15 protein-coding genes and 1 pseudogene are annotated in these 15,440 nt (G+C 60.9%); 7 read left to right on the forward strand and 9 right to left on the reverse strand.

Translation table 11 applies throughout. The features are described 5' to 3' along the window. Positions 1-108 precede the first annotated feature (108 nt). Entirely contained in the window at positions 109-1,038 is a 930-nt protein-coding gene (locus NKH42_RS17045; RefSeq protein WP_352505788.1) for a sugar kinase, read from the forward strand. Here the strand turns inward: NKH42_RS17045 and NKH42_RS17050 are convergent. From NKH42_RS17050 to NKH42_RS17060, 3 genes and pseudogenes are all read right to left on the reverse strand, one after another. Next, positions 1,031-2,031, reverse strand: a pseudogene (locus tag NKH42_RS17050) (NADP-dependent oxidoreductase). The gene NKH42_RS17045 and the pseudogene NKH42_RS17050 overlap by 8 nt on opposite strands. A 5-nt stretch (positions 2,032-2,036) precedes the next feature. After that, positions 2,037-2,984, reverse strand: coding sequence for an alpha/beta fold hydrolase (locus tag NKH42_RS17055; protein ID WP_352505787.1), 948 nt, complete (start codon positions 2,982-2,984; stop codon positions 2,037-2,039). Between the two features lie 86 nt (positions 2,985-3,070). Then, positions 3,071-3,886, reverse strand: a complete 816-nt coding sequence (locus NKH42_RS17060; RefSeq protein WP_352451958.1) for an oxidoreductase — start codon at positions 3,884-3,886, stop codon at positions 3,071-3,073. Between the two features lie 107 nt (positions 3,887-3,993). On the opposite strand from NKH42_RS17060, the gene NKH42_RS17065 reads away from it, so the two are divergent. Next, positions 3,994-4,578, forward strand: a complete 585-nt coding sequence (locus NKH42_RS17065) for a TetR/AcrR family transcriptional regulator (RefSeq protein ID WP_352451959.1) — start codon at positions 3,994-3,996, stop codon at positions 4,576-4,578. Positions 4,579-4,590: 12 nt separating this feature from the next. Here the strand turns inward: NKH42_RS17065 and NKH42_RS17070 are convergent, their stop codons facing one another. After that, positions 4,591-5,640 (reverse strand): LacI family DNA-binding transcriptional regulator, encoded by a 1,050-nt coding sequence (locus NKH42_RS17070; protein ID WP_352451960.1) that lies wholly within the window; start codon positions 5,638-5,640, stop codon positions 4,591-4,593. Positions 5,641-5,785: 145 nt separating this feature from the next. Here NKH42_RS17070 and NKH42_RS17075 point away from each other — a divergent pair, with 145 nt between their 5' ends. From NKH42_RS17075 to NKH42_RS17095, 5 genes are all read left to right on the forward strand, one after another. After that, entirely contained in the window at positions 5,786-6,826 is a 1,041-nt protein-coding gene (locus NKH42_RS17075) for an ABC transporter substrate-binding protein (RefSeq protein WP_023676450.1), read from the forward strand. Positions 6,827-6,953: 127 nt separating this feature from the next. Continuing rightward, on the forward strand, positions 6,954-7,991 hold the full coding sequence (locus tag NKH42_RS17080; protein ID WP_352688195.1) for an ABC transporter ATP-binding protein: 1,038 nt from the start codon (positions 6,954-6,956) through the stop codon (positions 7,989-7,991). Continuing rightward, positions 7,988-8,875: an ABC transporter permease gene (locus tag NKH42_RS17085; RefSeq protein WP_352505785.1), complete on the forward strand. Its 888-nt coding sequence runs from the start codon at positions 7,988-7,990 to the stop codon at positions 8,873-8,875. The genes NKH42_RS17080 and NKH42_RS17085 overlap by 4 nt, the downstream gene beginning before the upstream one ends. Then, the gene (locus NKH42_RS17090; protein WP_352505784.1) at positions 8,868-9,659 is read left to right on the forward strand and encodes an ABC transporter permease; all 792 of its coding nucleotides are present in this window, start codon (positions 8,868-8,870) and stop codon (positions 9,657-9,659) included. The genes NKH42_RS17085 and NKH42_RS17090 overlap by 8 nt, the downstream gene beginning before the upstream one ends. 14 nt (positions 9,660-9,673) lie before the next feature. Further along, positions 9,674-10,594: a phosphorylase family protein gene (locus NKH42_RS17095; RefSeq protein WP_352751332.1), complete on the forward strand. Its 921-nt coding sequence runs from the start codon at positions 9,674-9,676 to the stop codon at positions 10,592-10,594. A 127-nt stretch (positions 10,595-10,721) separates the two neighbouring features. Here NKH42_RS17095 and NKH42_RS17100 read toward each other — a convergent pair whose 3' ends face one another. The 5 genes from NKH42_RS17100 to NKH42_RS17120 all read right to left on the reverse strand — a co-directional run bounded on the left by NKH42_RS17100 (position 10,722) and on the right by NKH42_RS17120 (position 15,303). After that, entirely contained in the window at positions 10,722-10,994 is a 273-nt protein-coding gene (locus NKH42_RS17100; protein ID WP_352753435.1) for a colicin immunity domain-containing protein, read from the reverse strand. A gap of 130 nt (positions 10,995-11,124) precedes the next feature. Further along, the gene (locus tag NKH42_RS17105; RefSeq protein WP_352505781.1) at positions 11,125-11,247 is read right to left on the reverse strand and encodes a hypothetical protein; all 123 of its coding nucleotides are present in this window, start codon (positions 11,245-11,247) and stop codon (positions 11,125-11,127) included. Positions 11,248-11,473: 226 nt separating this feature from the next. After that, positions 11,474-12,499: an aldose epimerase family protein gene (locus NKH42_RS17110; protein ID WP_352751336.1), complete on the reverse strand. Its 1,026-nt coding sequence runs from the start codon at positions 12,497-12,499 to the stop codon at positions 11,474-11,476. Positions 12,500-12,579: 80 nt separating this feature from the next. Then, the gene (locus NKH42_RS17115; RefSeq protein ID WP_352751338.1) at positions 12,580-14,037 is read right to left on the reverse strand and encodes an NAD-dependent succinate-semialdehyde dehydrogenase; all 1,458 of its coding nucleotides are present in this window, start codon (positions 14,035-14,037) and stop codon (positions 12,580-12,582) included. Positions 14,038-14,352: 315 nt separating this feature from the next. Continuing rightward, the gene (locus tag NKH42_RS17120) at positions 14,353-15,303 is read right to left on the reverse strand and encodes an AEC family transporter (protein WP_352751340.1); all 951 of its coding nucleotides are present in this window, start codon (positions 15,301-15,303) and stop codon (positions 14,353-14,355) included. Positions 15,304-15,440: the final 137 nt, after the last annotated feature.

Raw genomic sequence — 15,440 nt, forward strand, 5'->3', positions numbered from 1 at the left:
CGCCCCTGTGGGAAATCGCGCCCAGCGCAAGAATCCGCCGTCGCCAAGCATGGCGCTGCCGGCTGCAAAAAGCTACAGCACCGCAATTGCAGGACGGAGGAGTGCTTCATGGCAGGAAACGGCATCGCCTCGATCGGCGAGTGCATGCTCGAGCTTTCGGGCCAGGCCGGGCCGAACTGGCGCATGGGCTTTGCCGGCGATACGTTCAACACTTTGTGGGCGCTGCATGCCTTGAGCGGCGAGCGGCCGGCGACCTATGTGTCGGCCTTCGGCGACGACCCGTTCTCACGCGACCAGATCAAGTTCCTGGCCGAGAACGGCATCGGCATCGGCGCCAGCCCGGTGATAGCGGGCGCCCGCCCCGGCCTCTATGCGATCACGCTGACCGGCGCCGAACGTTCTTTCACCTATTGGCGGGCCGATGCGGCCGCAAGGCAGTTGGCTTCGGACCCAGCCGCTTTGCAGAAAAGCCTTGAAAATCAGGCGCTTGTCTATTTTTCCGGAATCACTTTGGCAATCCTCGACGAGGCTCCACGCAAGGTACTGCTGACGGCCGTGGCCACGGCGCGCGCGGCCGGCTCGCTGATTGCCTTCGATCCCAATTACCGGCCGCGGCTGTGGCGCCGGCGCGAGGACGCGCAGGCCGCGATCCTCGAGGCACTCGCCGTCGCCGACATCGCGCTCCCGACCTTTCCCGACGAGCAGATGCTGTTTGGTGATACGACACCGCAGAAAACAGCCGAACGGCTGCGAAAGCTGGCCGGCGAAGTCGTCGTCAAGAACGGTGAGGAACCGGCGCTGATCGCGCAAAACGGAACCTTGCAATCGGTTCCGGCGGTGCATGTCGCCGCGCCGGTCGACACCACCGGCGCCGGCGACTCCTTCAACGGCGCCTACCTCGCAGCCCGCCTTGCCGGCCATGCCCCGGCAGAGGCGGTGCTGCGCGCCCATCGCGTCGCCGCCGCCGTCGTGCAGGTGCGCGGCGCCCTGGCGCCGTTCGAGACGCTCAAGGCTGCGTTCGAGGCAACTGCTATCTGACCTTGATGACGACCTTGCCCTTGGCGCGTCCTGTTTCGACATAGGCCAAGGCGTCATTGGTCGCTTCGAATGGAAAGACCCGATCCACAACCGGGCGGATCGCGCCGGCTTCGATGAGAGCGGTGATTTTGCTCAGCTGATCGCCCTGCGCCCACATGAAAAGGAACGAAAACTGCACACCACGGCGCTTGGCTTTGGCCCGAATTCCGCGACTCAGGAAGCGCAGCACCAGCCTCAGCATCAAGTTCAGTCCCTTTTCCCTGGCAAATTCGGCATCCAGTGGACCGGAGATGGAGATGAGCTTGCCACCCGGTTTCAGCACGCTCAGGGATTCTTCCAGTGTCTTGGCGTCCTGGCTGTTCAAGACGACATCGTAGCCCGACAGAACTTTCTCGAAGTCGTCTTTCCTGTAGTCGACGACGACATCGGGGCCGAGACTTTTGACCAGATCGGCACTCGCCGCGCTCGCGGTTGTCGCAACGGTCGCGCCGAGGTGCTTGGCCAACTGAATAGCAAATGTCCCGACGCCGCCGGAACCAGCCTGAATGAAGACCTTCTGCCCCTTCTTCAGGTTTGCCCGTTCGATTAGCGTCTGCCAGGCGGTGAGACCGACCAGGGGAATCGACGCCGCCTCTTCCATACTGAGATTCTCGGGCTTCAAGGCTACGTCGGCCTCATTCACGGCAATGAATTCGGCGAATGTCCAATCCGGCCGTCGCGCGGCCGCGCATAGACCTCGTCGCCGGCCTTGAACTTGCTGACTTTCGATCCCACGCGGATAACCTTCCCAGCCACGTCGTGGCCCAGGATGAAGGGCCGGCGATAGGGCAGGATGAGCTTGAATTCTCCGGTTTTGACCTTGGAATCGAGCAGGTTCACCCCTGCGGCATGGACCTCGACCAAGACATCGCTGTCCTGGAGCTCCGGCTCCGGCATTTCGGCCAGCCGCAGGGTGCCCTTTTTATTATACTTATCGACAACGAATGCCTTCATGGCAGTTACTTTCTAAGAATGTCTGTTGCTGTTCGGGACGAAACAAGCCGAACGTTTTCAGCTGCATGGCCGCCCTGCGGCAAGGCCTCAGCCTCGAGGAAGGACAGCGCCTTCGGGACAAAATCGGCGTAGTTCTGAAATACCCCGCCATGCCCGGCATCCGGGTAGATGACCAGATGCGCCCCAGGGATACGCCCGGCGAGATCGTAGGTATTGCTGCTCGGCACCATCCTGTCCTGGTCGCCATTCGCAACCAAAGTGGGAATGCGGATGGTGCTCAGGTCTCGTGGCGCCTGGAGTCCGTAGGCCTTGATCGCCTTGAGTTGCGCGCCGAACGCGCTCAGCGATATCGCCTTGTCCCGGTTGTTCCGGCGCTCCTTCAGCCGTTCCAGAAATGCGTTTGCGGCGCGGCGCCCATTCGGCGTTCTTGTGAAGAAGAGATAGTACTTCGGATCCCGAAAAGTCAGCGCGCCCTTGATCATGTCCACGATCGTCAGCGGCGTCACCTTGTCGATGCCTTGCCCACCGGCCGGCCCCGTGCCAGCCAGGATGAGTTTGCGCACAAGCTTGGGCTCGGTCAGCACAATCTCTTGCGCCACGAAGCCGCCGAGTGAAAAGCCGAAGAGATCGACTTCTTCGAACCCCAGCGCCCGGACAAAGGCGATTGCATCCCGCGCCATGCCGGAAATGGTCGACGGAGTTTTGCCACCCGAAGCACCGATGCCGCGATTGTCGAAGGCAATTACCCGCCGGGTCGCAGCGAGGCCATCGACGATGCGCGGATCAAAATTGTCCAGCTGAGCAGCCAGATGGTTGAGCAGGATCACCGGCACGCCCGCCCTGGGCCCGAGTTCCCTGTAAGCAAAGGCTGTGCCGCCGACATCGATCGAGAGCGTTGGCGCGTCCTGGAACAACGCCGGTGAACGCGGCGACCGATTGGATCTATGTGTCATGCTTGGCGCCTCCGTTTCGTAGGGCCTGGCCAAATGTGTCGTAGTTGCTAGTCGCATGTGCGTGAAATCCTCTGGCTCGCCGTTGTTCAGACCGGCAGTCGGAACTGTTTGCGCAGGCTCTTGTCGAAAATCCCCGCGGGGGCAAAGCGGCGCAGCAGGCTGACCTGGCGCGCTGCGTTGCCAGCGGTATAGCGCCGTCGCGGGCGGGCATCGGTCGCTGCCTTGACAACCACATCCGCCACCACTTCCGGCCGATCGGCTTTGGGCATCACATCGCCCAGCAGCGCCTTGAGCCCGGCTCGAGCCCGATCGTATTCCTTCAACAGCGAATCCGGCTCGATGCCGTTCTGGTCGAAGACGGTGCGGACGAATGCCGGCTCGATGACGGAAACGCGGACGTTGAAGGCGCGCACCTCGTGGTCGAGCGATTCCGAATAGCCTTCGAGCGCGTGCTTGACCGCCGAGTAATGAGCTGAGTATGGCGCGGGTACCAGTCCCAGAATGGAGCCGATATTGATGATGCGCCCTTCGCCGCGCCGCCGCATCGACGGCAACACCGCATTGGTCATTCGCATGACGCCGAACAGATTGACGTCGAACAGGGCTTGTACCTGGGCGACCGAGGATTCCTCGGCGCCTCCTAGCAGACCGACACCGGCATTGTTGACCAGGAGGTCGATCCGGCCGGTCTGCGCGAGCACGGTGGCAACGAGCGCATTGACGGCCGCATCATCGGTCACGTCGCATGCCAGCATGGTCACTCCGCCCGGACCATTACTGGTCTTGCGGCGACTTGTCCCGAAGACAGTGAAACCCGCCCGCGCCAAGGCCTCGGCGCTGGCGCGGCCGATGCCGGAGGAGGCTCCGGTCACGATTGCGGTTTTTTCAGAATTCCCATTCATTTTTGATATTCCAGGTTCGAGAGGTCTAGCTTATTTCCACAAATTGAATTATGGTCGTAATATCAGATTATGAGCATAATGCAATAGCAGGACAGGAAAGAAAGACCATGCGCTACGAAAAGGGCCGAAAAGACGCGTCACGCAGCCGGATCATGGAGGTCGCCGCCGAACGTTTTCGATCTGACGGCATCGCGGCGTCCGGGCTGGCAACCATCATGAGCGACGCCGGGCTGACGAACGGCGCCTTCTATCCGCACTTCCAGTCGAAGGCGGAGCTCGTCCGTGAAAGCGTGGCGGCGGCCTTGGACGCGCAGTCGCATGAAGTGCAGGAAGCATTGGCCGCCGGCGGTCCGGAAATGGCCATAGAGACGTATCTATCGGCCGAGCACCGGGACAATCCTGGAAAGGGTTGCGCTTCGGCCGCGTTGTTGCCGGAAATCGCGCGGCAGCCGCCTGAAACGCGAGCCCTCTATGCCGAGCGCGCTCAATCCCTGGTGCGCCAGATAGCTGAAGCTCTGCCGCAGACGAACGATCCCGAGGGCGCTGCGTTGGGCATGTTTGCAACGCTCATCGGCGCGCTTCAACTCGCGCGCGCCGTGGAAGGAACGGAATTGTCGGATCGTATCCTAGCGGCGGGAGCAGCTGCCGCAAAGGCGCTGATCCGGCCGGTTCAAGACGAGGTGGCCTCCTGATGGCAGCCCGGATTATTCGGCCGGCTCGAATCTGCCTTGCACCAAGACTGTCTCCACCGGCCCAAGCGGATTGATGATCCGGCTAACCAGGACTTCGATAAGTTTGCGTCCAACACCCGCCATATCCACGGAATGAACTCCGATCTTTGCCGGCAGGAAGCGTGCCAGCCGCGTGCTGTCACGGGTGACGATGTGGACGTCGCGGCCTGGTGTAAGATCCCGCTTGCCGAGAGCGTGCAACGCTCCCAGAAGGCCCAGTTCGTTGGCGCACGCCAAGCCCGTTGGCGGATCTGATGACGCCAGCAAGCGATCGAACCAGCCTGCGCTCGATTCCATGGTGAACATGCCATGACCGATCAGCGATTGGTCGATCGGAATACCGGCCTCGGCCATTGCCCTTCCATACCCGGCAAGACGCATAGCACTCGTCTGGTCCTCCGGAACGAGAAGTTGCAGCGCAATGCGTCGACAGCCCTTATCCATGAGCCGCCGGGTCGCCTCGTAGGCAATCTGTTCATTATCGACATCGACATAAGGATACGCGATATCCAGGTCGGTTCTTCCAAACGCAACGAACGGCATGCGTTTATCCAGCAGCAGCTTGACGCGCGGATCAGCCGACACCAGGCGCGTGATGATCAGGCCGTCTGCGCTGTGCGCCTGAAGCTGCCGCTGCACACTCTCAACGGGATCGTCGTCGGGAGTGGTGGAATAGATGGACAGACTATAACCGGCTTGCCGCGCCGCCAGCGTCATGCCTTCGATTAAAGGAAGCTTCAACAGATCGGACAGATGGTCTCGTGTTTCCATCGGGAGTACGGCCGTCAGCGTCTGCGTTCGACCGGTTTTGAGCGCGCGACCATGATGATTTGGTAAATAGCCGACCCGCTTAGCCGCCTCCTTGACGCGGGCTATGGTCGAGGGCTGCACTTCCGGTCCATCTTTCAGAGCGCGGGAAACCGTGGTCACCGAGAGCGAAAGTTCCGCGGCGATCTGCTTTAGATTGGCCATTGTTCGCCCGACTTCATTTGCGAAAGCGCCGGCTGATTTGCTGACCGCCATAACGTTACCGAATTCGACATCCCGGTCAATCGAACTCCCGTAGGAAGCAGCTTGACTCCAGTGCATTGAGATGCAATCGTAACGTTACGATTACAAAATAATGGCTCTTTTGAGCGATGTTTGATAAAGTTGGGGAGGAGAACCTATGTCCTGGCTACGCATTTCCTTAACAGCATTCGCAATCTCGGCTGCCCTGCCCGTTCATGCGCAGACGGTCACCATCACGACCGCAGGTGGGGATTATGGTAACGCCATGAAGGAGGCCATGTGGGGCCCGGCTGCAAAAGAGCTTGGCTATGATGTCCGCGAGGAGACCCTAAGCGACGGCCTGGCCGCCTTGAAGATGCAGGTCACCTCGGGTGCGGTCACGACCGACGTCATTCACCTGGGTTCGCCGGAAGGTGCCCAGGCGGCCGCACAATCGCTGCTGGAGCCGCTCGACTACAAGATCATCGATCCGAAATCCGTGCCGGAGGGTGCGAAGTCCGACTACTGCTATCCGTTTGACTCCTATGGCACCGTCATGTCGTGGAACACCAAGACCTATGGCGAGAACCCGCCGAAGACGTGGGCGGAATTCTGGGATGTTGCCAAATTTTCTGGCCGTCGCGCGTTGCGCGCCAATGCGCAAGACTCGATCGAGATCGCGCTTCTCTCCGATGGCGTGGCACCGGCGGACGTCTATTCCGTGCTCAGCACCCCGGAAGGGCTAGAGCGCGCCATCAAGCGGCTTGAAGCGATCAAACCAGATGTCGCCGTGTGGTGGACCTCGGGCGCCCAGTCCGCGCAGTTGCTGAAAGACGGTGAGGCGGATTTGGTCATTACCTGGAACGGACGCGCCCAAACCGTGAAAGCAGATGGCGGCGCGGCTGACTACACGTTCAAGGGTTCGGTCATCGGCACGGACTGTCTTGGGGTGCCGAAGGGAGCGCCGAACAAGGAAGCCGCGATGAAGCTCATCGCAGCGATGACGCAGCCCGCGCGGGTTGCCAAGCTGACCGATTTCATTGCCTACGGCCCAGTCAATCCTGCGGCATATGAGGGTGGCCTTATTCCCGAGGACCGTCTGAAGACCCTAGCGACCGCGCCTGAAAATGCTGGCACTTCGGTGTTTTCCAATTCAGAATGGTGGGTCAAGAATGGCGAGGCTGCCCAAAGAGCCTTCGATGAAATGATGGCTCGCTGACTCTCAGCTCTGACGCATGTCGCGCAAAAATGTGCAGCGCGCGACAACGACATGCATGAAAACAAGAACCTAAAGCGCGTCGCGTGAAGCCGGTCGAACGCGACGCGCTTTAAGGCTGGAGCACATCATGAAGTCGCTCGCGATCACCATCGAAAGCGTGCACAAGGCTTATGGGTCCTACGTCGCACTGGATGATGTTTCGCTCGACATTCAGGCTGGCGAATTCCTCACGCTGCTAGGGCCATCGGGATCGGGCAAGACCACGTTACTCATGGCTCTGGCCGGTTTTGTCCGGCCGGATTCCGGTAAACTTTTCTTGGGCGATCGAGACATCACCCGCCTGCCGCCCAACAAACGAGACATCGGCATAGTATTCCAGAATTACGCCTTGTTTCCCCACATGAATGTCCTGGCGAACGTCGCGTATCCGCTGGTGCTGCGCAAGGTACCGAGAGCGGAGGCGCGTCAGCGGGCGCTTGATACCTTGGCCCGCGTGAAGCTGGATGGTCTGGCGGAGCGCAATATTGCCGCACTATCCGGCGGCCAACGTCAACGGGTGGCATTGGCGCGGGCTATCGTCTTCGAACCGCGCGTGATGTTGATGGACGAGCCGCTGTCGGCGCTCGACAAGAACCTGCGCGAGACCATGCAGTATGAGATCCGGCGTCTGCATGATCATCTACGGATCACCACGATCTATGTAACCCACGACCAGCGCGAAGCGCTGATTACGTCTGACCGGATTGCGGTGATGAATTCTGGCCGCATCCAGCAGATAGATACGCCGCAGCGGATTTATGATCGTCCATCGACCCGCTTCGTCGCGGAGTTCATGGGCGAGGCCAACATTGTGGCCCCGGGCTCAGCGCGCAGAATCGACGGCGCCGAAGCATCACGCGAAACTCTGATGATCCGCGCCGAAAGCTTCCATCTTGATGCGAAGCTCGTCGGGGGAGACGGAGTGGCTCTCGAAGGAATACTGCGCGCCAAAGCGTTCCGCGGCGAGAACTGGCTTTTGACGCTGGCGCTTGACGGCGGGCAAGAGGTTCTTGTCTGCATTCCGGCAGCGCTGGCCGGCGGCTGCGCCGAGCTTGCCGCCGGTCAGCGGATGACCGCATATGCACCGGCAGCGAAGGTTCACGCGATACCGGGAGCGATGGCGTGACCGTCGTCCGGGACCCGGCGCTCGCGGCGGATGCGCGGCGCGAGCGGCGGTTTTTTCTTTCACTTTCGCTCCCGGCGCTGTTCATCGTTGGACTGGCGGCGATACTGCCCATCCTTTGGATCATCCGGCAATCCTTCCTGACCACCGGGGGTGAGTACACCGTCGGCAACTACGAGAAGGTCCTTTCGAGCGGACTGACGTGGTCGGCGCTCGTCACGACCCTCGAACTGTCCTTGGGTACGGTGGCGGCCTGCATTCTCCTCGGCACTCCTCTGGCGCTGGCTCTGGCCAGCGTCAGACCAAGGCTGGCCAACGTGCTCATGGCGTTCGTCATGCTGCCGCTGTGGACCTCTATTCTGGTGCGTACCTATGGTTGGCTCGTGCTCTTGCGGCGCGACGGCCTGATCAACGCGGCTTTGACCGGTTCAGGCCTGACGGCGGAGCCATTGCCGCTGGTCTACAACTTCACGGGAACGCTCATCGGCATGGTGCACTACATGCTGCCACTTTTTCTGCTGCCTGTTTATGCTGCGATGCGCGATATCGACCCAAATCTCATTCGCGCGGCTGCGAGCATGGGAGCCACTCTCAGGCAGGTCATCCGCACAGTCATTATGCCGCTTTCGGCGGGCGGCATCTTCTCGGGTTCGATCATCGTCCTCATCTACGCCATAGGTTTTTTCATCACGCCGGCGGTGCTTGGCGGCGGCAAGGTAAATCCGCTCTCTACCCGGATCGAGCGTACACTATCGACCTTTCAGGACTGGGGGTCGGCAAGCGTCCTGGGCATTCTGCTCCTCGTTCTTATGTCGCTGATCGGTGTGATGTTGCTGGCGGCACGCCGTATGGTGGCCCAGAACACCGTGGAAGCCTCCCATGCTTGAAGCCTATCCGCAAAACAGGCTCGCCCGCATTTTGCTCTGGAGCTTTGCCGCTCTTGTCATGGCATTTCTGATGCTGCCGACGCTCGTGGTGGTGCCGCTTTCCTTTTCGGCGTCGAATCTCCTCGAGTTTCCGCCGCACGCCTACTCGTTGCGCTGGTACGAGAACTTCTTCGGCTCGGCAACGTGGATGGCCGCGCTCAGAACGAGTTTGATCCTTGGGACGTTGACGGCGTTGATCGCGGTACCCTTCGCGCTGCTCGCCTGCATTTCAATGAATCGGCTGGGCGGAAAGACCGCTACGGCCATCCAGAGCGTCCTGCTGACCCCCTCGATCACCCCAGGTATCCTGCTTGCGATCGGTCTCTTCTTTGTGTTGGCCGCACAACATCTGATCGGAACGCTATTCGGTGTGCTGGTCGGACATGTGGTGCTGGCCGTTCCGGTCGCCTGCATTGTGTTGCTACCCGCTCTCGCCCGCTTTGACTGGAACCAGGTTCAGGCGGCGCGCAGCCTCGGTGCAAACTGGGCCAGGTCCATTGGCGGAATCATCGTTCCGCAACTTCGGATCAGCTTGCTGTCAGCGACATTGATGGCGTTCCTGACTTCGCTCGACGAGTCGGTGATTTCGATCTTCATCGCAAGTGGTCGCAATAGCACGATGCCGAAGCTTATGTTCCTGTCGCTGCGCGATCAGATCGATCCGACCATTGCGGCGATCTCGACATTGTGGACCGTCATCGTCGTGGCCGTGGTCCTGATTGTGACCCTTCGCCAAAAATCCTGACCGAGACTGGAAACATGCCCACCAATTACCATGCAGCCGACGATCTGACGGATCATTCGACGGACATCCCTCAGGTAGGGTTGGCCATCATCACCGGGTCGGCAAACTGGGGGCTTGCCTTCCCGGAAGATGTCGAATTCGATGGTGTGCGTACCTTGCGGCGCGACATGAGTTTTGAAACACCTTTCGGTCGCACCGACAACTGGAAGCTGCTCGAGTTCGATGCGTCGATCACCGCGGAAGGGAGAGCAAAACGCGCGCTGTGCATGTATTCGCACGGCAATCCCCGCGACCGTATCGACCATTCCTGCCATCGCCGCGCGTTCTGGGTATTGATGCGGGCGGGTGTACGGCAAGTTCTCGCCTGCTCGACGGTTGGCGCCGTCAACAAGGCGATCCAGCCGGGCGACATGGTGGTGACCGCCGACATCATCGAACTGACGCAGACCCCGTTTTCACTGTTGCCTGACCGCCAGAGCTTTGACTGTTCGGGCAAGCAAATCGTGTGTCCAAGATGTGCGGCGGTTCTGGTCGAAACGGCCCGCCGTCATTGGCCAGCCGAATGCCGCGTTTATGGCATCGAACAGCAGTTGGTGGCTGCCCACTGTTATGGGCCCCGGCTGACAACGCCAGCCGAAGCCTTGGCGTATCGGGGCATGGGGGCGGATGTACTCAACCATTCCATCGCCCCTGAGGCGACCCTGTCGCGCGAGATCGGCGCGTGTTTCGTGCCTTGCGCGTTCGTGACGGCGGGCTTCAACGACTATATGGATCGCAATCGCCAGAAATTGCTGCAGGAGGACGTGCTGCCCAATCTCTCAATGACAGCCTCGCGGGTCGCGCTGGAGACCGCCGCGCGACTTCCTGCTGATCCGGCATGCTCCTGTCAGGGCTTGAAGTCGCCTCAGCCGAAAGAACGCTCCAGCCGGTTCTGAGATACCCGCCAGATGGCTGAAGCTCTGCCGCAGACTAGGGATCTCGAGAGTTGTGTGCGTCAAGCTCTGCAAAAATGGCGTTGCATTCAGCGATGACGTTGGCGTGTCCGCCGGGCAGCCGGTAAGCCTATGGGAGCCGGTCTAGGGCCTCCGCAACTTTTACTCTCAGTTGCGCTTCGTCAAGATAGAATCTAGGATTCTCTCTAATCAAGCTGATATCGGAAGTATATGAGTCAATGCCAGCAAAGATCTCATCTATCACCTTAAACTCCTGCTCTGGGATGGCTCGCGTCTCATCCTTAAATTTCTTTAAGTAAATTTCTACCAACTTAGGAGCATCTATTTCCCCTGCGAGAAAAGTTTCAACCAACGCACGGTATTCGCCAGATACGCTGCTCATAGTTCGCCTCCCAGTTTTCCGGTCGTCAAGACATATTCTAACTGCTTGGGACTGAGCTTCCATCAAGACAGGAGATTTCCTGAACTATCGCGAATGACATTCAAGCCGGTTTGCGGGTCGACGAAGTGCGTTACTGATTGCTCTTGGTAAGTTCCTGGATGGCCTGCGTCATCTCGGCCTCCAAAGCCTCCTGCACCACAATCTGCAAGACCTTGCGAAAGCCGTCCTCATCCGACGACAGCAACGCTTTCAACTCGCCCTCTGCTCAGCCTATTTCTCGATTGGTCATGGCACTCCCCTTCCACGGGAATCGGTGGTCGAAACGTCACCAGCGTGCCATGGCAGCCTCTTGCCTCAGGCCAAGAGCTGTTCTCTCTCCAGAGCTTTTGCAGAACCTTCAGGACACTATCATCCCGAGGCGCTGCGCTGGGCATGTTCGCGACGCTCGAGTCGTACGCTTCGGCAGCGGCAGTCACGTCCTAAGGCAGCCTGAACCGGTATTCCGTCACGTGATGATAGATCTGCCCGGGCCACAGCGTGGCTTGCGGGAAATACGGCCGGTTCGGCGCATCCGGCCAGATCTGCGGCTCCAGGCAGAAACCTGAAAAGGCCTTGTACTGGCGCCCCCCCAATCCAGGCGAGGACGGCGCCAGATATTGGCCGGTATAGAGCTGGACGCCCGGCTCCGTGGTCCAGAGCTCCATCTCGACGCCGGAATTCGCGCCTTGCGCCCATGATGCCTGTTTCAGCGGCCCGCGCGTCGAGGCGAGGCAGAAATTCTGGTCATAGGGGAGCTGTTCGCCCTCGGTCTCCATGCGCAGCGGCCGCGCCTGGCGAAAGTCGAAAGGCGTGCCGTCGACCGGCTTGACCGTGCCTGTCGGGATCAGATCGGCGTCGACAGGAAGATAGGCCCCGGCATTCAGCATCAGCCGGTGGTCGAGAATGTCGCCGGCGCCGCCGTCATCCAGGTTGAAATAGGAATGCTGGGTGAGGTTGCAGAGCGTCGGCTCCTCGCAGGTGGCGGTCAGTTCGACGCTGAGCGTGCCGGGGATCTTCAGCCGGTAGGTGCAGGTCACATCGAGTGCGCCGGGAAAGCCCATCATGCCGTCCGGGTCGTGCAGGGTCAGCGTGACAAAATCCCTGCCATGCAGCGAAACCGCCCAGGGCCGGCGCGAAAAACCTTGCGAACCGCCATGCAGCGTGTGCTTTTCGAGGAAATTGCGCTCGGTCTGATAGCGTTTGCCGGCGAGCGTGAAGCGGCCGTCGCGGATACGGTTGGCATAACGCCCGACGACGGTGCCGAAGAAGGCGGTGTCCGTCTCATAGTGCTCGAAACGATCATAGCCGAGCACCAGCGGCGCGTCGTGCCCGGCCAGACGCAGATCCTGGATGATCGCACCCAGCCCGATGATGTTGGCGGTGAGGCCGCCGCCACGGATGGTGAAGCGGCGGACGGCCTCGCCCGCCTGCGTCGTGCCGAAAACCTCGCCGTCCTTCATTGCCATGCTCGCAAGTTCGCTGCTCGATGCCAGCCTGGCCTTTCGAAGCGGCCCAGGGTCGTTCTCGGTATTACCGCATCAGGTTTCTAGAGACCAAGTCCGCCGATGCAGACATATTTGGTGTCGAGATAATCCTCGATGCCCTGATGGCCGCCTTCCTTGCCGAGGCCCGATTCCTTGACGCCGCCGAACGGCGCTTCAGGGGTGGTGATGAGCCCTTCATTGACGCCGACCATGCCGTATTTCAGCCCTTCCATGACCCGGAAGGCGCGGCCGAGATCGCCGGTGTAGAAATAGCAAGCCAGGCCAAACTCGGTGTCGTTCGCGAGTGCCACCGCCTCTTCCTCGGTCTCGAACTTGAATACCGGCGCCACCGGGCCGAAGATTTCTTCCTTCATGAAGCGCATTTTCGGCGTGGCATTGGCGATCACCGTCGGCTGGAAGAACGAGCCGCCGAGCGCGTGGCGCTTGCCGCCGGCGACGACCTTGCCGCCTTTGGCAGTAGCGTCGGCAATCAGCTCCTCGACCTTCTCCACCGCCTTCTCATCGATTAGCGGTCCCTGCTGGACACCCTCCTCGAGGCCGGAACCGACCTTCAGCCCGTTGCTCGCAGTAGCGAGCTTTTCGACGAACTGGTCATAGATGCCGGCCTGCACCAGGAAGCGGTTGGTGCAGACGCAGGTCTGGCCGGAATTGCGGTACTTGGCGGTGATGGCGCCGGCGACGGCCCGCTCGATGTCGGCGTCGTCGAAGACGATGAACGGCGCATTGCCGCCGAGCTCCATCGACACTTTCTTGACGGTCACCGACGACTTCTGGATCAGGATCTTGCCGACCTCGGTCGAGCCGGTGAAGGTGATCTTCTTGACCAGTGGGTTGGCACAGATCTCGTCGCCGATCTCACCGGCGGCGCCGGTCAGGATATTGATTACGCCTTTGGGGAAGCCGACTTCCTCGGCAAGCGCGCCCCAGGCAAGGCCGGAATAAGGCGTCTGCGAAGCGGGCTTGACCACGGCGGTACAGCCGGCGGCAAGCGCCGGGCCAAGCTTGCGGGCCAACATCGAGGATGGGAAATTCCACGGCGTAATGGCGGCGATGACGCCGACCGGCTCCTTGGTCACCAGGATACGGCGGTCCGCCCAGGGCGACGGAACGACGTCGCCATAGGTGCGGCGGCCCTCTTCGGCGAACCACAATATGTAGGACGCGGCCGAGCCGATCTCGCCCTTCGATTCGAACAGCGACTTGCCCTGCTCGATGGTCAGCAGTTCGGCCAGCACGTCCTGATTGTCCATCATCGCGTCGTGCAGCTTGCGCAACAGCTTCGAGCGTTCGAGCGCGGTGGTCTTGCGCCATGTCTGGAAAGCAGCGTCGGCGGCTTCGATGGCGCGGCGGGTCTCGGCCTTGCCCGACTTCGGCACTGTGCCGATCTTGAGGCCGGTGGCAGGATTGTTGACGTCGATCGTCTGGCCTGAATCGGCCTGCACCCATTCGCCATTGATGAGATTGGCCTGCCGCATGAAATGGCTGGTTTTCTGAAGCATGATCTCGCCTCCGTTCGGCACCTGGCGGGCCGGTCGCTGATTTCGTGAATGGACGTGCGCGATAGCATCGCTAGAGCCACTGCTCTTAGCCCAGGGCAAGCCCCGCAAGCAATCACAAGATGGCATATAGGGTTTGGGCCAGCCAAAGCGAGAGCGATCCCGCCAAGGCTCCAGGGTATGTTGAGATTCAGGTCAGGCCGAGTCGAGAAGGGTGGGTTCCGAGAACCGGAACGGATCGGACATTCGGGTCCGTGAGTACCGGAAGCGCAGGAAACCGCCATTCGCAGGCCGGCATCACCTGAATATCGACATACCCTACCCAAAAACATGGACGACCACGGCCAGCCAAAACGCCGTGGTCACGACCGCACTGCCGGTGGCGATGGTCATCTGGTTTGACGCCAGCGCCTGGCCGGTGTTGAACTGCACCGCGATGAGATAGGAATTGATGCCGGACGGCAGCGCCGCAACCATGACCGCCACCTTGGCCGTCAATGGCGGCAAGCCGATCAGCCACACCAGGCCGAGAACCAGCGCCGGCATCAGGAACAGTTTCAGCGCCGACAGCGCCAGCGCCGGCTTTACGTTGCCGGAGATGCCGAAGCGGCGCAAGCTGAGCCCCATGGCAAACAGTGCAACCGGGGCGGCCGTGCCGGCCAGCGCGTCGCTCAGCCGCGTCGCAAGCACCGGCAGTGGCGCACCGGTGAAGCGCCACGCCAGCCCGGCCAGTATGCCGATGATCAGCGGATTGAGAAACACCCTCCTGAGAAAGCTCCTGACGACGCGGAGCGGATGCACAGGCTCGCTGCCGCCGCGGCCGAACATCTCGAACAGGATGATCGAGGCCATCATCATCACCGGCAGGTGAATGGAGACGAGCAGTGACAGCACTTCGAACCCGGCCGGCCCGAACACGCCGATGATGAAGGGCGCGCCGAGCAGGACGACGTTGGAGAAGGACGACGATACGCCGCCGACGACGCCGGCGCGGGCGTCCCGCCCGAAGATGCGCGTAACAACCAGATGGCCGGCGGCCCATGTGAGCGCGACCGCCGCGAAATAGGCGCCCCACAGCGACCACGGCGCAACGCCGTGGAAATCCGCCTTTACCATGGTCTGGAACAGCAAAAGCGGCATTGCCACGTTGATGGCGAATTCGGATACGCCCTCACCGCTCGCCGGCTTCAAATAGCCGGTCAACCCGGCAAGATAGCCGAGCCCGACGAGACTGAAGACGAAGAGGACGGTTTCGGTAAGCGGAGACATTTTTCCCGTGATAGGCGAGCCCTGAGCGCGGCGCAATCGCCCTTCCCTCGCGAATGTACCGGCCAACAATCCGGCCGCTCGGATCTTGCCCGAATTTGCTCATGGTTGGATGCCAGCGCTATACAGGGTTGTCGGGG

The organism is Mesorhizobium sp. M1142 (genome assembly GCF_040318565.1).
GTDB lineage: Bacteria > Pseudomonadota > Alphaproteobacteria > Rhizobiales > Rhizobiaceae > Mesorhizobium.